Raw genomic sequence first — 21,517 nt, 5'->3', positions numbered from 1 at the left:
CTTTATTACACTAACTTATTAAGCGAATGAAATACCAAAATTTGAAAAGATATTTTGCGGCACTTGGAATAGTTGCGGCTGGCTTTTCTGCAAATGCACAAACTACCAAAAAATTTATTGACCCTGCCAACATGGATTTATCTGTTAAACCGGGCGATGATTTTTATACTTACGCAAGCGGTAACTGGATAAAAAAGAATCCTGTTCCTGCTAAAGAAACACGTTGGGGTTCGTTTAACGAACTTCGCGATTTTAACATTAATGCCGTTAAAACATTAGTAGAAGATGCTGCCGCAGATAAATCTGCACCTGTAGGTTCGGTTAAGCGTAGGGTTGGCGATTTCTTTGCTGCCGCAATGGACACCGTGACCATCGAAAAATTAGGCTATACTCCAATTAAAGCCGATTTAGAAAAAATTAAACAAATAAAAGATATTCAAGGTGTACTTGACCAAGTTGCATACATGCGTGTAAATGGCTTAGGTGGCGCTATGTTTGGCGTTGGTGTTGGCCAAGACCGTAAAAATGTTAACAAATATATGGTTAACATTGGTCAGGGTGGTACAACTTTGCCAGATCGTGATTATTATTTAAAAGATGATACGCGAAGTGTGAAAATTCGTGAGGCATATAACACCTATATGACCACGCTATTTACGTTAACCGGAAGTACACCTGAAGTTGCAAAACAAAAAGCAGAAACCGTTTTTAAAATAGAAAAGCAATTTGCTGAGGCCCAAATGAGCCGTTTAGAGATGCGTGACCCTTATGCAACTTACAACAAACTTACTGTTGCAGAGCTGAACAAAAAAACACCAGACATTAACTGGGCTACTTACTTACCTAAATTTCAAATTAAAGGACAGGATACAGTTTTAGTTGCATCTCCAAAATTTTTGGCTAGCGTAGACGGAATGCTAAAATCGGTTCCGGTTGCAGATTGGAAAACTTATCTAGAGTGGAATGTTTTAAAAGGTTCGGCTGGAAGTTTAAGTTCTCCATTTGTTAAAGCCAGTTTCGCATTTACTCAAGCGCAAACCGGACAAAAAGTGCAAACACCACGTTGGCAACGCATGTCATCTTTAACAGATGGTACAATTGGCGAATTATTAGGTCAGCTTTATGTTGCTAAATATTTTAAGCCTGAGGCTAAAGCCCGTATGGATGACATGATTGTAAACTTACGCAAGGCTTTCGAAATCAGAATTAAAGGTTTGGAGTGGATGAGCGAGGCAACTAAGCAAAAAGCTTTAGAAAAATTAGCTGCTTTTAAACCAAAAGTTGGATATACTACCAAATGGGAAACTTACACAGGATTAGATATTAACAGAAATACTTATTTCCAAAACTTGCGTAATGCAAGTAAATGGGGTTATAATGAAAATGTGAATAGATTAGGAAAGCCAGTTGACCGTAACCGTTTTGGCATGACTCCGCCAACGGTTAATGCGTCTTATAGCCCAACCATGAATGAGATTACTTTCCCAGCCGGAATTTTACAATTTCCTTTCTTCGACCCAAATGCGGATGATGCTTTAAATTATGGTGGTATTGGTGCCGTTATTGGTCACGAAATGAGCCATGGCTTCGATGATAGCGGAAGTCAATATGATGCAGTAGGCAATTTAAAAAACTGGTGGACTGCTGAAGACAAAGCTAAATTTGATGCTAAAACAAAAGCTTTGGGCGAGCAATTTGATGCTTATACTGTTTTAGATACCGTACATGTAATTGGAAAATTAACTATGGGTGAAAACATTGGCGATTTAGGTGGTTTAAATGCTGCTTACACGGCTTTCAAAATGACTAAACAAGGTCAAAGCAATGAAAAAATTGATGGCTTTACGCCAGACCAACGTTTCTTTTTAGCTTGGGCACAAGTTTGGAGAGGTAATATTTTACCAGAAAGCGCAGCACAATTAATCAAAACCGACCCACATTCTCCTGGTCCGTACCGTACAATTGGTGCACCAGTAAATATGGATGCCTGGTACACGGCTTTTGATGTTAAACCTGGCGATAAATTATACAAAAAACCAGAAGATAGAATTAGAATGTGGTAGTTTTAAGGTGGACAGCTAAAAGATTCAATCTTTAGCCTCTGCTAATAAATACTAAAGATTTTCATCCCAGAGAGGAATATCAAACCTATATTGAGAACGCTCCCAAATTTTCGGGAGCGTTTTTTTTTATAATTCTTTAATAGTTTGAAATTGAAACATATTCCCAGTATGGTTTTGTATGTCTTTGGGTATACACTTTAATGGTTGTATTGTCTGTATCAATATGAATAATGTCACATTAATTTAGAACCTGTTTGAATTTTATTTAGGTTATATGCTCTGGGTTTGCTTCCTGCCTCGCCATGATGGTATGGTGGTCGTCATTGCGAGGCACGAAGCGATCTCATTTTTAAAATAATTCGTTTTTAGAAAAATTCTTATCAAATAATTAAGTTTTCAAAAACTTACTTTATCCGTTTAAAAAAATCTCTAACCATCTAAAACTCTTAATTATCATTATATCTTTGAGCATACAAAATCCTAATATGAAAAGCATTATCAAAACCATATTTATCTTCAGTTTATCATTATTTTACTTAACATCAACAGCCCAAAATAAATTAATAAGCCTGGATAAATTAATTAATAAAACAGACCCGGCCTGGCCTTTGGTAAAAAAATGGATTGATTCTGCTAAAAATAAAGTTGAGGTTTTACCGGTAGATTCGGCAAAAGCTAAAGATGTGTTGTACAATTCTCAAATGACCACTTATGCTACTTTAGGTTCTGTAATTTATAATACCGGCGGAATTATGATTGACAATGGCTGGATTAGAATTTTAGGTTCGGGAAGTGAACGATTAACCAGAGATATTGCAGAATGGAATAAAGGCAAAACCATTAAAGAATATGGCGATAACATTCCTTATTTATTAATTGCTGATGATGCCGTGGGTGGATTTTTCGCCATTAATTATGGTGGTTTAGGCAAGGACATCAAAAATGTGTATTACCTGGAACCGAATAGTCTAACATGGCAACCACTTGGTGCGGGTTATGGCGAATTTTTGGTGTTTTGTTTTGATAGCGACCTTTCTAAATTTTATAAAGGCTTGCGATGGAACACCTGGAATCAATTTATTGCGAACTTAGATGGCACTAAAACCTACAGCTTTCGCCCTTATTTATGGGAAGAAGGCACAGATATAGAAAAATGTACCCGTAAACTTGTGGGTATTGAGGAAATGTATCGTTTCAATATCATGAAATCGAAAGAACTAAACGGCGATAAAGGAATAAAGAAGGATAATTCGAAACAGTAAGTTTGGGGAGCGATTATTATTAAAGCTGATTTAATGAAAATTGGCTACTGTTTCATCTTTGTCAATTCAACTTCAAGCCTATCAAAATTTTCTTCGTTTTTATCTACCACAAAAGGTTTTATTTTCCTGCACTCCTCCGCTGTTTCAAATAGCATTTTAAAAATGAGTTTGGTTTTATTACCAGAGATTTCCTCAAAAACAGCAACAACTTGAAAGTGTGGCTTAGAATGACGTTTCCAAGCGATTAATGATGGTTCATCTATCTTGATAAATTCACATTCGTTTGCATAATTCCCTTTATCGGGCCCGTGCATAATAAAACTCCACTTGCCACCAACCCGGAAGTCGAATGTGTTAAATGTGTTGGTAAAACCATTCGGACCCCACCAATTTTTTAAATGGTTTGGCTTAGACCAAGCACTGTATAGAATTTCTCTTGCTACATCAAAAATTCGTGAACTTACAATTTCACTATCAGGAGTTGTGTTTATAATTTCTGTTGGCATAATTTAATGTATTTAATAAAATTGCTTAGGATACGTTATCAAACGATTATTCCTACGAATAAGTAAACACAAGATTGACACATCATAAATAAAAGAACGATGTTTACATCATTAACCAATTATGAAAATTAAATTTACGAATATTTCGCCTGAATTTTCTTAGGCAGTTTTGCTAAAACCATTGCCCTTGATGCTTCCACTCTGGATTTCAGTTCTTTATCATTCAACACATCCAAATTCTCGACTTGTATCCATTGGCGTTTGGCCAGATGAAAAGCTTGTGCAATTCCATCTCTAGCTGTTAGCACATCAAATTCATCAGGATTACATTTTATAGAAAACCTACATCCGTCATCAATAGCAATGATGATATAAATCTTTTCTTCAATCATAAAGCACAAATGTTCCCATTTCATGCCTTCGGTAGTACCCGGCAGACTTAAACAATACTCTCTGAAAGATTCGATATCCATAATAAGCTGAAAGTCTAAAGATAAAAGCTTAAAGCGAAAAGACCAACACGAAAAATACTGAGGCGATATGTAAGTCTCGATACCTGATAATCACTACTTGATACTATATTTGCATTCTTATCATATTAATCTTATAATCCTATAATCCTGGTCAAAATCCTTTAATCCTGGTCAAAAATCCATTAATCCTTGTCATGAATATAATTACCCCTACTGCCGATGGCTCAAACACACTCTACAACGAAACCATTGGCGAGCATTATCATAGCAAACATGGGGCATTGCAAGAAAGCAAACATGTTTTTATAGATGCAGGCTTAAAATTTGCATCTGTAGGAAAAGCTGAAATATCTATTTTAGAAGTAGGTTTTGGAACAGGATTAAATTTTATTTTAAGTTTTGAATATTGCACTTTAAATAACATTAAACTTGATTATACCAGCATTGAGGCCTTTCCGCTAACCATTGATGTAATTAAACAAACGAGATATTCAGAATATGTATCTGAGCAAACGTGGAAAGGTTTTATTTCAAATTACGAAAGTGCTTTAAAGACCGAGCAAACCATATCGCCAATTTGCGACTTAGAAATTCCGCACACTACTTTAGCCGATTTTGAAACCGATAAAAAATTTGATGTTATTTACTACGATGCTTTTTCAGTTCAGCACCAACCCGAAATGTGGAGTGATGAAATTATTGCCCATGCCTGTAGTTTCTTAAAACCAGGCGGAACTTTCGTAACTTATGCCATCACCGGAAAACTCAAAAGAGCCGTTAAAGCCAATGGTTTTACAATTGAAAAATTACCAGGTGCACCAGGCAAAAGAGAGATGCTGAGGGCTATTAAAGCATAAAATTTACTACCTGTCTTTACACGATTTGCAGGAAAACTTAAATAGTAGCATAAACAGAAGTACTTAAACCCGGGTGCAGCGATACACTTTAACCTCTTGAGCTTAGCGAAAGAATTGTTAAAGGTTTAGCGAAACACGGGACTAACGTTAAAATGAAATGGTAGATTGCTTTTCGAAAATTGTAGAAGTCTTTTTTTGAGGTAATAATTAGCTTTTAAAATAATCTGCTATATTTAAATGCGCCATTAAAACATTTAGTCGGGCATTTTGTATTTAACAGGATTTAAAACTATTATGAAAGAAAAACTATCTTTTCTACCGAAACTAGCCCTTGTACTTTTTTGTTTAATCAGTTTAACCTATATCGCGATTTTAGGGCAATCGCTGTTGGCACCATTGCTTTTTTCTTTCTTAATGGCGATTTTACTTTTACCTGTTGGAAATTTTTTGGAACATAAATTCAAGTTTAAAAGAAGTTTATCAACCATTGTTTCGGTAATTTTAATGATAGCTGTAATTAGTGGCATCATATATTTCTTCGGCAATCAGCTTAGCGATTTATGGGCAGATTGGCCACTTTTGAAACAAAAAGCAAATGTTTCGTTTCACGAATTGCAACATTGGATATCGACTACTTTTAATGTAAATACCGAAAAACAGCTGGCTTACTTAAACGATAGCACCGAAAAGGCCTTGGCAACAAGCGCCACAATCGTTGCTACAACACTGGCTACACTATCGTCTACCTTATTATTTTTAGCGTTCACTTTATTATTTACGTTCTTCATTTTAAACTACCGCAGGGTTTTATTCACCTTTTTAACCTCTGTCTTTAAGGAAGAACACAAAGAAAAGGTGACTGAAATTGCTAATCAAATTCAATTTATCATAAAAAAATACATCATCGGTTTGTTTTTACAAATGCTTATTGTAACAGTTTTAATGATTGGGATTTTGAGTTTATTGGGTGTTAAATATGCGGTATTGCTGGGTTTGGTAGCTGGTATTTTTAATGTTGTGCCCTACCTCGGCATCTTTTTCGCCTTGGTGGTAAGCTGCTTGATTACTTTTGCAACTGCCGGAGCCGGCAAGGTTTTATTAGTTCTGGTAGTTTTTATAGGTGTACACGCTTTGGATGGGAATATTTTGATGCCTTTGGTAGTAGGTTCGAAGGTTAAAATTAATGCCTTATTTGCTTTTATCGGTATAGTAGTTGGTGAAATGATTTGGGGAATTTCGGGCATGTTCTTGTGCATCCCCTATTTGGCGATTTTGAAAATTATTTTCGATAGGGTTGATACCCTCAAACCTTGGGGAATTTTAATGGGCGAAGAGCATAAACCCGAAAAGAAAAAGCGTGTTTACAGAATTACAAAAAGGATTAAGCTAGAGGAAAGAGATTAGGATAAAAACCTCATCCCTTCATCTCCTCTTTTTGCAGAGCGGCGGCTAAGTGCAAAAAACAGGTAATAAATTAGGTTTAAACCACCGGCAGTAATTTCCATCTCTTCAACGAGAGGGAGAGCACAATAGAACATAAATCACTTGCATCAATAGGGTGAGGTGAGGAAAAACATCCAGAAAAAATTTTAATTTATAGTTCTCATGAAACCGCTATTTGTATTGCTTATCGTATTCGTAACGTTATTTGCTTTTGGTAATCACACCCAATTTGATAAAGGAAATATATTTGCAGGCAATATTGCCATGAGCGTAATGCTACTCTTTACGGCAATTGGCCATTTCAAATTTAAAACCAGTATGGCTGCCATGATTCCACTTTTCATCCCCAAAAAAGTAGAAATTGTGATTTTAACAGGAATTTTAGAAATCCTTTTCGCCATTGGTTTAAGTTTCGAAAGCACACGTTATTACACCGGAATTGCACTAATCATTTTTCTGCTAATCATTCTTCCTGCCAATATTTACGCCGCAAAAAATCAAATTAATTATGAAAACTTACACAAACCCGGACCAGGAATAAAATATTTGTGGTTCAGGATTCCGTTTCAATTCTTCTTAATCGCCTGGGTTTGGTATTTTAGCGTTCGATAAATAATTAAACATGCCGAATAATCCCATTCCAGAAACTGCTCACCATCCAGCAGATGCCTTTAACCGCCTGCTAACCGTTTTAGATACCTTAAGAACACAATGCCCTTGGGATAAAAAGCAAACCATGGAAACCTTGCGCCACTTAACCATTGAAGAAACTTATGAGTTAAGCGATGCCATTTTAGAAGGCGATTTGGACGAAATTAAAAAGGAATTGGGCGATGTGATGATGCATCTGGTTTTCTATTCTCGCATTGCCTCCGAAACCAATGCTTTTAATATTACCGATGTTTTAAATGGTGTTTGCGATAAGTTGATTAATCGTCACCCGCACATTTACGGCGATGTTGAAGTTGAAAATGAGGAAGATGTGAAACGAAACTGGGAACAAATCAAGTTAAAAGAAGGAAATAAATCAGTGTTGGCAGGCGTTCCCACTTCGCTACCTGCATTAGTTAAAGCGTCAAGAATCCAGGAAAAAGCCCGTGGTGTAGGTTTTGATTGGGAAGACAAAAACCAGGTTTGGGAAAAAGTTGAGGAAGAACTACAAGAATTTAAAGCAGAATTTAATGTAGCGGATAATACCGCTATTGATGTAGATAAAGCTGAATCTGAATTCGGTGACGTGCTTTTTTCATTAATAAATTATGCTCGGTTCATCAACATCAATCCTGAAAATGCTTTAGAAAAAACGAATAAAAAATTCATTAAACGTTTTCAATATTTAGAAAATAAAGCAAAAGAAAATGGCAAAGCTTTAGCTGATATGACACTTGCCGAAATGGATATTTATTGGAACGAGGCGAAGAAATTGTAAGTTATGAGTTCGGAAATAAACGGTAACCAAGCACTAAAAAATCTAATTAACATCATCACATTTAACGTTAGGGCAACCCAAACTGTCGATGTCGGAATTGTACCCTGGGTTAATATTGGCAAAGCAAACGAAGAAATACTAAACTTAATTGATGCTGATGAAATTGTAATCACCGAACACGACATTACTGTATCGGTTGATTATCCATTATCAAAACCAACATCATTCCATTTGTTTTCTTCCATCGGTTTTTCAAGAAAGTTATTGTTAATCGAAATCAGAGAAAAATTTATAACCATCTCCAAAAATGATGAGGAAGTTTTCGATGTGGCTGAATTAGATTTGGTTGCTTTAGATGTTTACAAGACTGATGGTGGCAAAATTGAAATTACCTTGGATATTGATGTATAAATTGTTTTAAAAGCAAACTAGCCAATTGAGTTTACAAATCAGGCAAGATTAAAATCGCCACATCAATAAAATTGTCCATCAACATAATACCACTTCTCATCTATCAACTTAAAATTAGATTTTTCATGCAGCACATCTGTCTGAAATTTCTTATTCAAGTAAAAAGCCTTAAACTCCACGATATCATATCCGGCGGATATAATTTCTAATTTAAGCCACTTCGTATTTTTAGCGCTTTGTAAATAAGCATCTTTTGAATTTCCCTTTCTTTTATTAGGATGAGTTGTTTCATACAAATAATCACCATCGGCAACTACAAAAGCAGAATATCTCGAGCGCATTAAAGCCTCAGCTGTTGGTGCATCAGCAACTTTTAAATGATAAGGTTGGCAACAATTTTCATATTGTAAACCACTTCCACAAGGACAATTTGAAATGTTCATGTCTTAATTCGAGCTGCAAATTATTAAATTAGAGTATGTATACCCAATTAACGCTAATTTAAAATATAAAGAATTTAAGAACATAAGGATGAAGCGAGCTATAGTAAAGAATTACACTCAATCAGAAATCAGTATTTCTTTAAGATTTGATTCAATATGGCATGATTTCCATATTGCAAAAGATAAGGCAAAAATAAAAAATATTGAAAAACTTTTGAAATTGATTTAAGATCTAGAAGAAGAATAGCTTCTAGATTCCTAGAAGTTTAATGTCTATGAATTTCGGAATTCAAAACAAATGTAATATAACGATAATGTTACAAAATAAAAGAATCAATAACCATACATTTGCTATACGATTGCAAACAGAAAACCCCGCCTTGTTATTACAAGCCGAGGTCGCTATCGTAGCTTAATTCTGATTAACTAAGAACTGTTAAGAAGTTTCTTAGCCCTTTCCGAAAAAAAATGAACAAATTAAAGGCGTATTCTAACTACGCTTTTTTCATTTAACTCAAATATACGCAAAAGATCGTAAATACCTCAATTACAGGTATAGTGTGAAAAATTTGCGGCCGAAACTAATTATAAACTTTTTGGTATAGTGTCTAAAAAAGAAAATCACTCGCTTTATACGGCATTAAAGCAATCAACCATATTTGTTCTTCTCCATTTTGGGGGTTAAGACATGTTGCTTTTTCTCCATCAGAAGAAAGAAATATATAGACAATAGAACCATTGTTTTTTAGGCAAACTTTGTCGCCAGCTTTGAATTGATTTTCCATACGAATTATTTTTTATTTATTTTGTAATATTAACATTACAAACTTAAAAAATCTAATGAATTTTTTTGCCTGCGAAACTATTAAGTTTTCCACACAGCTAATAATTGAATAATTCTCTAAAACTAGATTCAATTGGGTATAATTATTAAATTAATATTCCTGATGCTAAAATTTGCGTAAAATTGCAGCTTAATAAAAACACAATTGAGGTACTTCTTTCATATTGCATACCAGGGTCAGCATTTTAGCGGTTGGCAGCGGCAACCTAATGTAAAAAGCGTGCAGGAAGTTATTGAACAAACACTTTCTAAAATTTTAAAAACTCCAATTACAATATTTGGATGTGGCAGAACAGATGCTCAGGTTCATGCGAGCCAGTTCTTTTTTCATGCCGACATCCATTCAGATATTGATTTCGACTTACTTTATATTCTAAATAAAGCACTTCCATCAACGATTGCAATTTTTGATATTATTAAAATGGACGGATTGCCTCATGCTCGTTTTGATGCTGTTCAGAGGAAATATGATTATTTTGTACATACTTATAAAGACCCCTTTTTAAATAGCCAAAGTTCATATTACCACGAACAAAATCTGGATGTACATAAAATGAAAGAAGTGGTAAATCTGCTACCAAAGTACAAAGATTACAAAGCGTTTTGCACACATCCTGATAAATACGAGCACACTATTTGCAACGTTATGGAAGCTGATTTGCTTATTGATAAAAATGGCGATAGAATTCGGTTTTATATCGCAAGCAATCGCTTTTTAGGTAAAATGATACGAATTTTAATGGGTAAAATATTATTGGTTGGTAAAGGAGAATTGAGTAAAGATGAATTTGAAAGCTATCTGATTAATTTACAAACGCCCAAACTATTGCTTCCAGCACACCCAACCGGATTATATTTATCAAAAGTAACTTACCCATATCTAGATCTTAAACCCCGAACAGAATTTTTAAGTGCTAAACAAGGAGCAGATTGGTTCTCTGTTTAATGTAGCGTTTCTATCCCGAAACTCGTTATCAAATCAAATCCTATAATTTGTTATGAAGTATTATCCCATGGTTATCATCTGCCTTATTGCAATGACATTTGCATGCAAAAAGAAGCCCGAAACCATAAAAGAAGTAAAAGAGTTTAAAATTAACACTCCAAATAAAGTTGCAAATGTAACTTTTACGGTAGTGAGTATTGTTGACAACAGATGTCCGGAAGATGCCAACTGTGCTTCACCTGGCAGTGTTACTGTTTATTTAAAAATTCAGGAAGATTTTGATATCCATAATTTAAAATTCTGCGTTGGAGATTGCAAGGAAATTGGTGCAATCGATGATATTATCATCAATTTATCAAACGTAAAATACGAGATTAAACTTCTTAATGTTAGTCCGTTGCCAAACGCTGCAACACCAATCACACCAGAACTTATTCAATTCGAAATCAGTAGAGATTAGTTATTATTTAAATCGAATTGCCTTTAGTGGCGAAACTTTACTTATTAAGAACGACGGCACAATTAAAACGGTTAAGCACACTACAATTGTAATAAGGTTTAATCCTAAAACATCAATAAAGTGAAATTCAATTGGTGCATAAGCTAAAAAATATGAAGCTTGATTCAATTTAAAGATATGAGTTGATTGTTGAAAAAACCCTAATCCCAAACCCAGAATATTACCTAATAAAAGTCCTATTCCGATTAAATAAGCTGCATTGTAAAGAAATATCTTCATAATGCTCCAATTACTTGCTCCAAATGATTTTAGCATACCAATCATATTTGTTCGTTCTAAAATCATAATCAGCAATGCGGTTACCATATTTATTACGCCAACAATCAGCATTAAAATAAGCAAAACTCTTGTGTTCACATCAAGGAGGCTTAACCAGGTAAAAATATTTGGTATGGTTTCTTTAATAGAATACGACCTTAAATTTTGAGGCAAATTTTCGAAAATATCATCGGCCACAGGTTTTAGTTTGCTAAAATCTTTAATCTTAATTTCAACACCTCCAATTTGATTCGCATTCCAATTGTTTAATCGCTTAACTATGCCCAAATTCCCCAACACAAATCCTTTGTCTATATCCTCTACCCCAATATCATAAATACCTACAATTTTAAATTTTCGTGGTCGCAGCTGGTTTTGGACAAAATACATGATAAAATCATCACCTGTTTTAAGCTTAAGCCTTTTAGCCGTATAATTAGAAATTAGTAACTCTTGCATGGCGGCAGTACTATCAGAAAAATCGATAATAGTACCACTTATAATGTGTTGTTTGATGTAACTCCAGTTGTAGGTTTTATCAATTCCTTTAAAATTTATACCTTCTATTTCGTTATTTGCCGAAAGTATAGCAGGTTTTGTAGCAAAGGGATAAAAATAATTAACCTCAGGATTAGTCTTTAATTGCTTTTCGGTTTTGGCATCTAAAATAAATGGTGAATGTTCAAATGAGTTATTTAAATCATATCTGGTAATTTGTACATCACCTTGAAAACCACGTACCTTATCCTGAATTTCAGTTTTAAAACCCTTAATAATGGCAATAGAAAGTATCATTACTGCCAAACTTAACATTACGCCAGCAATTGCTATACGTACAATGAGCTTTGAAAAAGTCCGTTCTGATTTTATGGCTATTCGCCCCGCTATGAAATATTCGAAATTCAATCTTATAAATTTGTGGACGCAAAAATGCTTAAATCCTTTTTAAAAATGCCACTTTTGGTAATAATTAAGTATTCGTAAAATAATCAATACTCAACTAACAACAATCAAAAAAGTGCTAAATTGTTTTATTTCAAATCAATATTAAATTTACCAAAATGAAAATATGCATCAGCTTTGCTTTAATAAGCTTAATTACCATTTCTGCATGCGGACAAGAGCAAAAACCTTTGGCCGAACAAATTGGTGATAAAGCGCCTTCAAATCGTAAAGCATTAATAAAAGATAATTTAAAATTACCAACTTCTATTAAAACAGGTGCTGAGCAAACCGAAAAATACCTGCCTTTACTAAAAGGCAAGCGTGTTGGCATGGTTGTTAATAACACGTCAATAATTGGCAAACAGACATCGGTTGATAGTTTAGTAAAACGTGGTGTGAAAATCGAACGGATATTTGGTCCGGAGCATGGTTTTAGAGGTGCTGCAAGTGCAGGAATTAGTGTAAATGATGAGATTGATGAAAAAACAGGCATTAAAGTAATTTCGCTTTATGGAAAACATAGTACGCCAACTGCTGAGGATTTAAGTGGTATTGATGTGATGATTTTTGATATACAAGATGTAGGCGTTCGTTTTTATACCTACATAAATACCTTACAGCACGTTATGGAAGCTTGTGCTGCAAACAACAAAGAACTTATTATTTTCGACCGGCCAAATCCTAACGGTTACTTAATCGACGGACCAATTTTAGACCCAAAATTTAAATCAGGCATTGGCATACAACCGATTCCTATTGCACATGGCTTAACAGTTGGCGAGTATGCTCAAATGCTTAATGGCGAAGGTTGGCTAAAAGATAAAGTTAAATGCAAAATTACCGTTATCAAAAATGAAAATTACAATCACGATATGGAATATACCTTACCGGTTAAACCATCTCCAAATTTAAATACACAACAGGCAATTCTACTTTATCCAAGCACTTGCCTTTTCGAGGGAATTTACCTTAATCATGGTCGAGGCACTCAGTTTCCATTTACGATAATTGGTGCACCTTATTTAAAAGGCATTTATGAATTTTCTTACACACCTACCGGAATTAAAGGTATGGCAGAAACCCCAATTTTTAAAGATCAGGTTTGTTATGGTATTGATTTAAGAAATTATGACACCAGTATTTTAAGAAAAAATAAAAGAATAAACTTGAGCTGGGTTATAGATTTATACAAAGCCTCACCAAAAAAAGAAGACTTTTTTAATTCTACTTTAAGTAATCAAACCATGCCAGTTGAAATATTAGTAGGTGTAGCTGATTTCAGAAAGCAAGTTATCGCTGGTAAAACAGAGGATGAAATAAGAGCAAGTTGGGAACCCGGCTTATCTGCTTATAAAACGATGCGAAAAAAATATTTGCTTTATAAATAATCAGCCATACAGAGTGATTATCTCGAAACAATAGTCTAAATACTCGTGTTGTTAGTTGATAGGAATAATATCATTAACAATTTACTTATGAGCGGACCGAAAAAAACCAACGATAATCCAGGCAGCAATTATCAGGAAGAAGTACCTAAAGGAAGAGAACCTATTGATAATAAAACGGTTAGAAAACCTAATGATAGCTCACCGAAAAAACCTGTTAAAACTGAAAATCCGGCTGAGCAAAGAGAAAACGAAGAGCAACCAGTTCATTCGATAAAAAAGGCACCTAAAGAATAATATTTCGATAGTTACTTAGCGCCAAACAATTTGGCGCTAAGTAACTTATCTATGACTTTTACTTACTGCCAGTAGCTTTTAAAAACGATAACATCACTTTTTCATCGTGTTCGTAACCTAATTTTTCTACTGCCTTCTTATTATTCATTTTCTTCATGAACTTTTCAAGTTCATTATTTTCGTAAGCCGTTATTAGCAAAGGATAAACATAAGAACTCTTACAAACTGCTCTAGTGTTTCCTAATTTCTTAGCCACACAATCAAGTACATTTACTACAGTTTTCTTTGTATTTAAATTTACGCCATCTGCCGCACATTTAGAAAATTGACGCAAAGCTTCCAATGTTCCACCCCAGGTTCGGAAATCCTTTGCGGTAAAATCGTTACCGGTTAATTCTTTTATATAATTATTTATTTTGCCAGAATCTATGCTTCTATGCTCTTTTCCATTAGAATAAAATTGAAATAAATCCTGACCAGGAATATCGCGACATTTTTTTACCAGATTAGCTAAGGTTCTATCATTGAGTTCTACATTCTGCCTCACTCCCTTTTTCCCTATAAAATCGATGTTAATTTTACTACCATTTATTTTAACATGTTTATCTCTTAGTGTTGTTAAGCCAAAAGTACCATAGAGCTGTTTATAATTCTCATTGCCAATCCTAATTAAAGTTTTTTGAAGCACATCAACTGAAATAGCCAAGACTTTTCGCTCATCAAATTCTTTGCGTTTTAAATCTTTTGCGAGTTTTTTTCTAGCTTCGGGCAATGCTTTACCAAACTCATATAATCTGTAATATTTATCTTCCGAGCGGCGACTGGTCCATTTAGCATGATATCGATATTGCTTCCTACCTGCTGCGTCAATTCCGGTCACTTGTAAATATGCAGTTGGTTTACCGGCAATCCACACATTTTGCCATGCAGGTGGAATCACCAATGCTTTTATTCTATCAAGATGTTTTTGTTCTGTTATTTTGTTGCCCTTCTTATCCTCATAATAGAATTTATCTGGACTACCTTTCCGGTAAAATCCTGGCATAGCATCGGTTACATAAACCAATCCGCTTGCTTTAACAACTTCTTCGCCTTGTACCATTTTAACCTTTAAGGATGATTTAATTTTAGTTATTTTGCAAAACTTAACGCAACAACCTACGTTTATTTTAGAAACACAACATATCGAAATGAAAATAGTTTTTATGGGTACGCCCGATTTTGCAGTAGCTTCTTTAGCTGCTTTACAGCAAGCTGGTTTTAATATTGTTGCGGTTGTTACGGCTCCAGATAAACCTGCTGGTCGCGGACAGAAACTAAGCGAAAGCGCCGTAAAATTGTATGCCGTAGAACATCAGATTCCTGTTTTGCAACCAGAGAAACTTAAAAATCCTGAATTTTTAGCCCAATTAAAATCATTTCAAGCCGATTTACAGGTTGTTGTAGCTTTCAGAATGTTGCCCGAAGTTGTATGGAATATGCCACCAAAGGGAACAATTAATTTACATGGTTCGCTATTGCCACAATACAGGGGAGCAGCGCCAATTAATCATGCAATAATTAATGGAGAGAAAGAAAGTGGTGTTACAACTTTTTTTTTAACACATGAAATTGATACCGGAGATATTATTTTGAGTGATAGCATTGCCATTGGTGATGACGAAAGTGCAGGAGAATTGCACGATAAACTGATGGATTTAGGTGCTAAACTTTTAGTTAAAACGGTAACGGCAATAGCAGAAAATAATGTTTCAGAGCAACCACAACCACAAACCGAAGAACTTAAACATGCACCTAAAATATTTAAAGAGGATTGCAAAGTAAACTGGAACAATAATGCACAAGAAATTCACAATTTAATTAGAGGTTTAAGCCCTTACCCAACAGCTTTTACCATTTTAAACGATAAAACACTTAAAATTTTTAAAGCCGAGATAGAACTACAAGAACCTGGAATAGCGGCTGGTGGTTTTTTAACAGATGGTAAAACTTTCCTAAAATTTGCAACCAAAGATGGCTTTATAAAACTTTTAGATATACAATACGAAGGTAAAAAGAGAATGCCAATTGCAGATTTTTTAAGAGGAATTAGATTGTAATTGACAAATTGTTAATTAAAGTTATTGCTTATTGTAAATTGAAAATTGTTTACTGATAATTATCACTGTTAACTATTAATTGCCAACTGTCAAGCGCTAATGCCATTCAACTTTTCTATCAAAAATTTAGAAACTTCATTAAAATAACGCTTTCTTCCGTAGCCCATTACCCACTGAATACCCTGTGTAGCATTTGTAATAAAGACTTCTTCTGCCTCTTTTAAAATTTCCGGGTTTATCTGTGCTTCTATCAATGCCATATCGTTCATTCTAGCCAATTGCATAATTGCTGTACGCATAACACCACCAATACAGCCTTCTGTTAAAGCAGGCGTATATATCTGATTATTATAAACCACAAAAACATTTGCGCTTATACTTTCGCACAAAAAACCATTTTGATTTAAAATCATCGCTTCATCCAACCGGTTTTGGCTTTTAAAAATGCCCGCCATTACATACAATAACGAATTTGAAGTTTTATAGTTGGATAACTTATCAACTGATTTCGTCATTTCATCAAAAACATCAATAATTAAACCCTTGGTATTCAGTTCGTATCGATTGCTTCCTAACTGTATTCCTTCTAATACATAGCCAACTTTATTGTTTTCTGGGGTATAAACGCCGGCACCATCACGATATACGGAAAGCCGAAATCGCACATTACCATTCCAACGGTTTTTCTTAACCAAATCGGTGGTTTTTTGTCTTAAAAAATAATCATCCATTAAGGCATAACCATCCATTTTTAGCGCTTTCATGCCAGAAACTAACCTATCCGCATGTAATTCTGCAAACTGAAGTTTATTGTTAATCATCCTCATGCTTTCAAAAAGGCCATCGCCAAACGTGAAGCCTCTGTTAGTTGCAGTTAATACAGGTGTATCAACTAAATGAAATTCATCATTAAATAAAAGGTACTTATGAGACATATTTTATGATGCGGCGATATAATTTTCCCATTTGTTTAATGCTGCTTTAAAATCGGCTGGCAATGGGGCTTCGAAATAAATATATTCTTTGGTTGTAGGATGAATAAAACCTAAACTTTGAGCGTGTAAAGCCTGTCTTGGTAATAATTCAAAGCAATTTTCTACAAACTGTTTATACTTGTTAAACGTAGTTTCTTTTAAAATCTTATCACCACCATACATAGCATCGTTAAATAACGGGCGACCAATGTGTTGCATGTGTGCCCTTATTTGGTGCGTTCGTCCGGTTTCCAATTCGCAACTAATTAACGTAACATATCCTAATCGTTTTAAAACTTTGTAGTGTGTTACAGACCATTTTCCCTTGTCTTCATCATCATATACGTCCATCACACGGCGGTCTTTTAGGCTTCTACCAATGTAACCTGATACAGTTCCATCATTTTCAATATCGCCCCAAACCAAAGCAATGTATTTTCTGGTGATGCTATGATCAAAAAACTGGCGAGCCAAAAGTGTTATAGATTTTTCATTCTTACTCACTAGCAATAAACCCGAAGTATCTTTATCAATTCTATGTACCAAACCTGGCCGACCATCATTACCGGGCAATTGCGGCAATTTTTCGAAATGGAAAGCTAATGCATTTACTAACGTACCTGTGTAATTATTAAAACCAGGATGTACAACCATTCCTGCAGCCTTATTTACGAGCAACAAATCGTTATCCTCATAAATGATTTCTATAGGCAAGTCTTCAGGATAAACCTCAGTATCTCGTGGTGGATGCGGTAAAACAATTGAAATTTCATCAAAGGGTTTTACTTTATAGCTTGCTTTTATTTGTTTTTGATTAACTAAAACATTCCCTGCGTCAATAGCATTTTGAATTCGATTGCGAGATGCATTTTCTATTCTAATCATTAAAAATTTGTCAATCCTAAGCAGCGACTGCCCTTTATCAACTATAATTTTTAAATGTTCGTACAATTCCTGCTCTTCTGTTTCCTGTACGTCTATCTCGTTTTCCATGGTGCAAAAATAAACTTTTAAGACTTAGGTTTTTCGACTCATTTTACATTTTCAGAAAACAGTATTATATTTGCATGCTCGATAAAAAATAAATTAACGCCTTAAATGAATTGCCTATAAAAAAAACAAACATATAACCCATCCCATTAATCCTCCTCTTTTTTCTTTATACATTTTAACTTACGATGCAATCTCTTTGAATAAAATGAGCTGTATCGATATTAATTTTGTGTTAACGAATGATAAAATTTGCAACTTTTTATAATATTGGCTTATTTTTTGCACAACACATACTACCTAATGATTATTTCTATGAAAAATTTTACTCAAAATGTTAAAATTGTTCTTAATTTCTTTCCCTATTTGGTAAGAAAGATATATTTTAAGTAACGCCTTACTCAAAAAGAACAGAAAAACACTTGCAAATAGCAAGTGTTTTTTATTTTTACACGTGTTTGAAAAACTATACAGTCCGGTAGAAAAGCTAAAATTAGCTGCTTTTAACAAATTATTTGTTAAACGTGATGATTTAATAGACCCATATATTTCTGGAAATAAATGGCGTAAACTAAAATACATCTTAGCTAAAGCAGAAGCCGAAAATAAAAATCATTTAGTAACCTTTGGTGGCACATATTCAAATCACCTTGTTGCTACGGCCGCAGCGGCATCTCGGTCGGGATTAAAATCTACTGCATTTGTTAGGGGAGAAAAAGTGAAGAATGAAATGCTTTTACTTTGCGAGCTATTCGGCATGTACCTTATTTTTACCGATAGGGAATCATATAAAGATAAACCTGCCCTATTCGAGAAATATTTTAAATCTGATGTAAGTGCCTATTTCATTGATGAAGGCGGTGCCAGTACAGAAGCTGTAATAGGCTGCTCAGAAATTATTGATGAGCTTAACGATGTTTATGATCATATTTTTTGTGCCGCCGGAACTGGAACAACAGCTGCTGGCTTACTTGATGGCATTGTAAAAAACAACCTTAAGACAAAACTTCACGTTGTACCGGTTTTAAAGAATGGTATTTTTATAAAAGAAGAAATATCAAAATATATCCCAAAAATTGAAAATCTTGTTCTTCATACCGACTATCATTTTGGTGGTTATGCGAAAACTACCCCCGAGCTTTTTAAATTTATTAAGGACTTTACCGCAAATACTGGTTTATTGATAGACCCTGTTTATACGGCAAAAATGTTTTATGCAATAACTGATTTACAGCTAAAAAAAGTCATTAAATCTGATGATAAAATCTTGGCAATTCACACTGGTGGATTGCTTGGGATATTCGGAATGAAAGACAAATTTTAAATCATATAAATCCAAAATTCCTTATTATCGGCTTGTTATTCCCTCAAAAAGTTTTCCACATCTGTGCAGTCTAATTAAGCTTTTTGTCTATAATCATACTTTAAACTGTTTAAACCTATTTTTTGCTAATCAGTTCAAAAAGCCTCTAAAATTGGTATTCAGCCACATTTTTGTAAATTTGGATTATACCAATACACAAATTTATGTATCAATTAACAGTACCAGCAAATCAAGTTAACGAAACTTTAAACAAACATATTTTAGCAGATGGCTTTGATCTTACTTATGATATGGAGAGAAGTAATGGTGCTTATATTTACGATTCTAAATACAATAGAACTTTACTCGATTTTTTTACTTGTTTTGCCTCTGTTCCTCTGGGATACAACCACCCGAAAATGGTTAATGATGAGGCTTTTAAAAAGAATTTACTGCTTGCCGCAATGGCAAATCCATCAAATTCTGATGTTTATACACAACAATATGCCCAATTTGTAGAAACTTTTGCCCAAACGGGAATTCCTGAATATTTACCCCACGCCTTTTTCATCGCAGGTGGTGCCTTAGCTGTAGAAAATGCAATTAAAGTAGCAATGGATTGGAAAGTACAAAAAAACTTTGCTAAGGGCTATAAAGAAGAGAAAGGTTTTAAAGTTTTGCATTTTGAAAAGGCATTTCATGGCAGAACAGGTTACACTTTAAGTTTAACCAATACATTACCCGATAAAACAAAATGGTATGCAAAATTTGATTGGCCTAGGGTAAGTACTCCCGAAGTTAAGTTCCCGTTACAAGGCGAGAATCTGGATAAAGCTATTCATTCAGAAGATTTATCAATTGCACAGGTAAAGCAGGCCTTCGCTGATTTTAAGGATGATATTTGTGCAATTATTATCGAACCTATTCAATCAGAAGGTGGTGATAATCACTTACGCGAAGAGTTTTTAATTCAATTAAAAGAAATTGCTGATGAAAATGAAGCTTTTTTAATTTACGATGAGGTACAAACAGGTGTTGGCTTAACAGGAAAATTTTGGTGTCACCAACATTTTAGCGAAAAAGCCAGACCAGACATAGTTGCCTTTGGAAAAAAGATGCAGGTTTGTGGTATTTTAGTAGGCCATAAAGTAGATGAGGTTGAAACTAACGTATTCAAAATCCCTAGCCGGATAAACTCAACCTGGGGCGGAAACTTAGTTGATATGGTTCGTTCTACCCAAATTTTACAAATTATTGAGGAAGATAACCTATGTGATAATGCTACCAAAGTTGGAAACTATCTTCAGGAGCATTTAAAAAGTTTTGCCAGTAAGTTCGACAAAATGAGCAATGTTAGGGGTCGCGGTTTATTGTGTTCTTTTGATTTCCCTAACAAAGAAATGAGAAATGCCTTCATAGCTAAAGGACTGGAGCACAACGTAATGTTTTTAGGTTGTGGTAGCCAAACCATTCGCTTTCGTCCGGCACTTTGTATCGAACAAAAACATATTGACGAAGGCTTGACCGTTATGGAAAAAATATTGCTTCAATTGTAAGCATGAACAGAAAATTTCTAATATATTTTATTACCGCAGGTGTATTAATCTTGGTTTACTTCATGGTTAGAGATACGCTAAATCAACCTGGTGTTGATGATATGAAAGCCGGTTTTAAAGAGGTAGCAAAATATAGAAATGCCAATAATACAGGTCCAGTACAACGGATTTATGTGGTTACCGTAAAGGATACAGTTTGGAAGGAACTGGAAGACTACGGCAATTTAATGCCGCACACCAAATATGGAAACACCAAAGTTTATTACTTTTTAGAAGGCAACAATGTCCCGAAAGTTTTACACCCTGGGAATGTAAATTTTGAGGAATCGTTTAACAAATCTTGTATTGCTCTATATGAAAAAAGCGCAATGAGCCAGGTAGCATTTAATAAAGAGCCATTTAAATAAATATTAATTCACCCAAAGTCGAAGATTTTATCAATTTTACAATTGGCATAGTTGCTACGCATCTTCTTCTTATATCAAATTTAAGTTTATAGAACTTTGCTCGGAG

23 protein-coding genes are annotated in these 21,517 nt (G+C 34.4%); 15 read left to right on the top strand and 8 right to left on the bottom strand.

What is annotated here, in order from left to right; all coding sequences use genetic code 11:
• Nucleotides 1-26: 26 nt before the first annotated feature.
• Together D7004_RS06805 and D7004_RS06800 are read left to right on the top strand one after the other, a co-directional pair.
• Entirely contained in the window at nucleotides 27-2,063 is a 2,037-nt protein-coding gene (locus D7004_RS06805; protein ID WP_123205125.1) for a M13 family metallopeptidase, read from the top strand.
• A 485-nt stretch (nucleotides 2,064-2,548) separates the two neighbouring features.
• Nucleotides 2,549-3,325 (top strand): DUF2625 domain-containing protein, encoded by a 777-nt coding sequence (locus D7004_RS06800; RefSeq protein ID WP_123205124.1) that lies wholly within the window; start codon nucleotides 2,549-2,551, stop codon nucleotides 3,323-3,325.
• A gap of 44 nt (nucleotides 3,326-3,369) precedes the next feature.
• On the opposite strand, the gene D7004_RS06795 is transcribed toward D7004_RS06800, so the two are convergent.
• Nucleotides 3,370-3,831 carry an SRPBCC family protein gene (locus D7004_RS06795; RefSeq protein ID WP_123205123.1) on the bottom strand — a complete coding sequence of 154 codons (462 nt, stop codon included), beginning with the start codon at nucleotides 3,829-3,831 and terminating at the stop codon, nucleotides 3,370-3,372.
• 134 nt (nucleotides 3,832-3,965) lie between these two features.
• Nucleotides 3,966-4,304 carry an MmcQ/YjbR family DNA-binding protein gene (locus D7004_RS06790; RefSeq protein WP_123205122.1) on the bottom strand — a complete coding sequence of 113 codons (339 nt, stop codon included), beginning with the start codon at nucleotides 4,302-4,304 and terminating at the stop codon, nucleotides 3,966-3,968.
• 194 nt (nucleotides 4,305-4,498) lie between these two features.
• Here D7004_RS06790 and mnmD point away from each other — a divergent pair, with 194 nt between their 5' ends.
• From mnmD to D7004_RS06765, 5 genes are all read left to right on the top strand, one after another.
• Complete coding sequence (mnmD, locus tag D7004_RS06785) at nucleotides 4,499-5,161, top strand: tRNA (5-methylaminomethyl-2-thiouridine)(34)-methyltransferase MnmD (protein WP_123205121.1); 663 nt, start codon at nucleotides 4,499-4,501, stop codon at nucleotides 5,159-5,161.
• 294 nt (nucleotides 5,162-5,455) lie between these two features.
• On the top strand, nucleotides 5,456-6,565 hold the full coding sequence (locus D7004_RS06780) for an AI-2E family transporter (protein ID WP_208646805.1): 1,110 nt from the start codon (nucleotides 5,456-5,458) through the stop codon (nucleotides 6,563-6,565).
• A gap of 201 nt (nucleotides 6,566-6,766) precedes the next feature.
• A complete protein-coding gene (locus tag D7004_RS06775) occupies nucleotides 6,767-7,216 on the top strand; it encodes a DoxX family protein (RefSeq protein ID WP_123205120.1) in 450 nt (149 codons plus the stop codon).
• A gap of 10 nt (nucleotides 7,217-7,226) precedes the next feature.
• A complete protein-coding gene (gene mazG / locus D7004_RS06770; protein WP_123205119.1) occupies nucleotides 7,227-8,033 on the top strand; it encodes a nucleoside triphosphate pyrophosphohydrolase in 807 nt (268 codons plus the stop codon).
• Between the two features lie 3 nt (nucleotides 8,034-8,036).
• Nucleotides 8,037-8,444, top strand: coding sequence for a hypothetical protein (locus tag D7004_RS06765; protein ID WP_123205118.1), 408 nt, complete (start codon nucleotides 8,037-8,039; stop codon nucleotides 8,442-8,444).
• A gap of 62 nt (nucleotides 8,445-8,506) precedes the next feature.
• On the opposite strand, the gene D7004_RS06760 is transcribed toward D7004_RS06765, so the two are convergent.
• Together D7004_RS06760 and D7004_RS20590 are read right to left on the bottom strand one after the other, a co-directional pair.
• Nucleotides 8,507-8,887: a YchJ family protein gene (locus tag D7004_RS06760; RefSeq protein WP_123205117.1), complete on the bottom strand. Its 381-nt coding sequence runs from the start codon at nucleotides 8,885-8,887 to the stop codon at nucleotides 8,507-8,509.
• A gap of 608 nt (nucleotides 8,888-9,495) precedes the next feature.
• Nucleotides 9,496-9,672: a hypothetical protein gene (locus D7004_RS20590; protein WP_167459428.1), complete on the bottom strand. Its 177-nt coding sequence runs from the start codon at nucleotides 9,670-9,672 to the stop codon at nucleotides 9,496-9,498.
• Between the two features lie 204 nt (nucleotides 9,673-9,876).
• On the opposite strand from D7004_RS20590, the gene D7004_RS06755 reads away from it, so the two are divergent.
• On the top strand, nucleotides 9,877-10,677 hold the full coding sequence (locus tag D7004_RS06755; RefSeq protein ID WP_123205116.1) for a tRNA pseudouridine synthase A: 801 nt from the start codon (nucleotides 9,877-9,879) through the stop codon (nucleotides 10,675-10,677).
• A gap of 52 nt (nucleotides 10,678-10,729) precedes the next feature.
• Nucleotides 10,730-11,137 carry a hypothetical protein gene (locus tag D7004_RS06750; RefSeq protein ID WP_148042767.1) on the top strand — a complete coding sequence of 136 codons (408 nt, stop codon included), beginning with the start codon at nucleotides 10,730-10,732 and terminating at the stop codon, nucleotides 11,135-11,137.
• Nucleotides 11,138-11,140: 3 nt separating this feature from the next.
• On the opposite strand, the gene D7004_RS06745 is transcribed toward D7004_RS06750, so the two are convergent.
• Nucleotides 11,141-12,361, bottom strand: a complete 1,221-nt coding sequence (locus D7004_RS06745) for an ABC transporter permease (protein WP_123205114.1) — start codon at nucleotides 12,359-12,361, stop codon at nucleotides 11,141-11,143.
• A 155-nt stretch (nucleotides 12,362-12,516) separates the two neighbouring features.
• Here D7004_RS06745 and D7004_RS06740 point away from each other — a divergent pair, with 155 nt between their 5' ends.
• Both D7004_RS06740 and D7004_RS06735 read left to right on the top strand, forming a co-directional pair.
• A complete protein-coding gene (locus D7004_RS06740; RefSeq protein ID WP_123205113.1) occupies nucleotides 12,517-13,788 on the top strand; it encodes an exo-beta-N-acetylmuramidase NamZ family protein in 1,272 nt (423 codons plus the stop codon).
• 87 nt (nucleotides 13,789-13,875) lie between these two features.
• On the top strand, nucleotides 13,876-14,082 hold the full coding sequence (locus tag D7004_RS06735) for a hypothetical protein (protein ID WP_123205112.1): 207 nt from the start codon (nucleotides 13,876-13,878) through the stop codon (nucleotides 14,080-14,082).
• Between the two features lie 58 nt (nucleotides 14,083-14,140).
• Here the strand turns inward: D7004_RS06735 and D7004_RS06730 are convergent, their stop codons facing one another.
• Entirely contained in the window at nucleotides 14,141-15,184 is a 1,044-nt protein-coding gene (locus D7004_RS06730) for a DNA topoisomerase IB (RefSeq protein WP_123205111.1), read from the bottom strand.
• Nucleotides 15,185-15,272: 88 nt separating this feature from the next.
• On the opposite strand from D7004_RS06730, the gene fmt reads away from it, so the two are divergent.
• The gene (fmt, locus tag D7004_RS06725) at nucleotides 15,273-16,181 is read left to right on the top strand and encodes a methionyl-tRNA formyltransferase (protein ID WP_123205110.1); all 909 of its coding nucleotides are present in this window, start codon (nucleotides 15,273-15,275) and stop codon (nucleotides 16,179-16,181) included.
• Between the two features lie 89 nt (nucleotides 16,182-16,270).
• Here fmt and D7004_RS06720 read toward each other — a convergent pair whose 3' ends face one another.
• Nucleotides 16,271-17,116, bottom strand: coding sequence for an aminotransferase class IV (locus D7004_RS06720; RefSeq protein WP_123205109.1), 846 nt, complete (start codon nucleotides 17,114-17,116; stop codon nucleotides 16,271-16,273).
• 3 nt (nucleotides 17,117-17,119) lie between these two features.
• The gene (locus D7004_RS06715) at nucleotides 17,120-18,148 is read right to left on the bottom strand and encodes an RluA family pseudouridine synthase (RefSeq protein WP_123205108.1); all 1,029 of its coding nucleotides are present in this window, start codon (nucleotides 18,146-18,148) and stop codon (nucleotides 17,120-17,122) included.
• Nucleotides 18,149-18,599: 451 nt separating this feature from the next.
• On the opposite strand from D7004_RS06715, the gene D7004_RS06710 reads away from it, so the two are divergent.
• The 3 genes from D7004_RS06710 to D7004_RS06700 all read left to right on the top strand — a co-directional run bounded on the left by D7004_RS06710 (nucleotide 18,600) and on the right by D7004_RS06700 (nucleotide 21,411).
• Nucleotides 18,600-19,469 (top strand): 1-aminocyclopropane-1-carboxylate deaminase/D-cysteine desulfhydrase, encoded by an 870-nt coding sequence (locus D7004_RS06710; protein ID WP_123205107.1) that lies wholly within the window; start codon nucleotides 18,600-18,602, stop codon nucleotides 19,467-19,469.
• Nucleotides 19,470-19,672: 203 nt separating this feature from the next.
• A complete protein-coding gene (gene lat / locus D7004_RS06705; RefSeq protein ID WP_123205106.1) occupies nucleotides 19,673-21,004 on the top strand; it encodes an L-lysine 6-transaminase in 1,332 nt (443 codons plus the stop codon).
• A gap of 2 nt (nucleotides 21,005-21,006) precedes the next feature.
• Nucleotides 21,007-21,411, top strand: a complete 405-nt coding sequence (locus D7004_RS06700) for a hypothetical protein (protein ID WP_123205105.1) — start codon at nucleotides 21,007-21,009, stop codon at nucleotides 21,409-21,411.
• The last annotated feature ends 106 nt before the right edge of the window (nucleotides 21,412-21,517 follow it).

The organism is Pedobacter jejuensis (genome assembly GCF_003725795.1).
Classification (GTDB): Bacteria; Bacteroidota; Bacteroidia; order Sphingobacteriales; family Sphingobacteriaceae; genus Pedobacter; species Pedobacter jejuensis.
The sequence above is the reverse complement of the archived record's forward strand: the minus strand, read 5'-3'. Positions and strand labels throughout refer to the sequence as shown.

Bases quoted from the DNA above. Each gene is read 5' to 3' on its own strand.
- D7004_RS06805 (WP_123205125.1), top strand. From the start codon at position 27: ATGAAATACCAAAATTTGAAAAGATATTTTGCGGCACTTGGAATAGTT.
- D7004_RS06800 (WP_123205124.1), top strand. From the start codon at position 2,549: ATGAAAAGCATTATCAAAACCATATTTATCTTCAGTTTATCATTATTT.
- D7004_RS06795 (WP_123205123.1), bottom strand. From the start codon at position 3,831: ATGCCAACAGAAATTATAAACACAACTCCTGATAGTGAAATTGTAAGT.
- D7004_RS06790 (WP_123205122.1), bottom strand. From the start codon at position 4,304: ATGGATATCGAATCTTTCAGAGAGTATTGTTTAAGTCTGCCGGGTACT.
- mnmD (WP_123205121.1), top strand. From the start codon at position 4,499: ATGAATATAATTACCCCTACTGCCGATGGCTCAAACACACTCTACAAC.
- D7004_RS06780 (WP_208646805.1), top strand. From the start codon at position 5,456: ATGAAAGAAAAACTATCTTTTCTACCGAAACTAGCCCTTGTACTTTTT.
- D7004_RS06775 (WP_123205120.1), top strand. From the start codon at position 6,767: ATGAAACCGCTATTTGTATTGCTTATCGTATTCGTAACGTTATTTGCT.
- mazG (WP_123205119.1), top strand. From the start codon at position 7,227: ATGCCGAATAATCCCATTCCAGAAACTGCTCACCATCCAGCAGATGCC.
- D7004_RS06765 (WP_123205118.1), top strand. From the start codon at position 8,037: ATGAGTTCGGAAATAAACGGTAACCAAGCACTAAAAAATCTAATTAAC.
- D7004_RS06760 (WP_123205117.1), bottom strand. From the start codon at position 8,887: ATGAACATTTCAAATTGTCCTTGTGGAAGTGGTTTACAATATGAAAAT.
- D7004_RS20590 (WP_167459428.1), bottom strand. From the start codon at position 9,672: ATGGAAAATCAATTCAAAGCTGGCGACAAAGTTTGCCTAAAAAACAAT.
- D7004_RS06750 (WP_148042767.1), top strand. From the start codon at position 10,730: ATGAAGTATTATCCCATGGTTATCATCTGCCTTATTGCAATGACATTT.
- D7004_RS06740 (WP_123205113.1), top strand. From the start codon at position 12,517: ATGAAAATATGCATCAGCTTTGCTTTAATAAGCTTAATTACCATTTCT.
- D7004_RS06735 (WP_123205112.1), top strand. From the start codon at position 13,876: ATGAGCGGACCGAAAAAAACCAACGATAATCCAGGCAGCAATTATCAG.
- D7004_RS06730 (WP_123205111.1), bottom strand. From the start codon at position 15,184: ATGGTACAAGGCGAAGAAGTTGTTAAAGCAAGCGGATTGGTTTATGTA.
- fmt (WP_123205110.1), top strand. From the start codon at position 15,273: ATGAAAATAGTTTTTATGGGTACGCCCGATTTTGCAGTAGCTTCTTTA.
- D7004_RS06720 (WP_123205109.1), bottom strand. From the start codon at position 17,116: ATGTCTCATAAGTACCTTTTATTTAATGATGAATTTCATTTAGTTGAT.
- D7004_RS06715 (WP_123205108.1), bottom strand. From the start codon at position 18,148: ATGGAAAACGAGATAGACGTACAGGAAACAGAAGAGCAGGAATTGTAC.
- lat (WP_123205106.1), top strand. From the start codon at position 19,673: ATGTATCAATTAACAGTACCAGCAAATCAAGTTAACGAAACTTTAAAC.
- D7004_RS06700 (WP_123205105.1), top strand. From the start codon at position 21,007: ATGAACAGAAAATTTCTAATATATTTTATTACCGCAGGTGTATTAATC.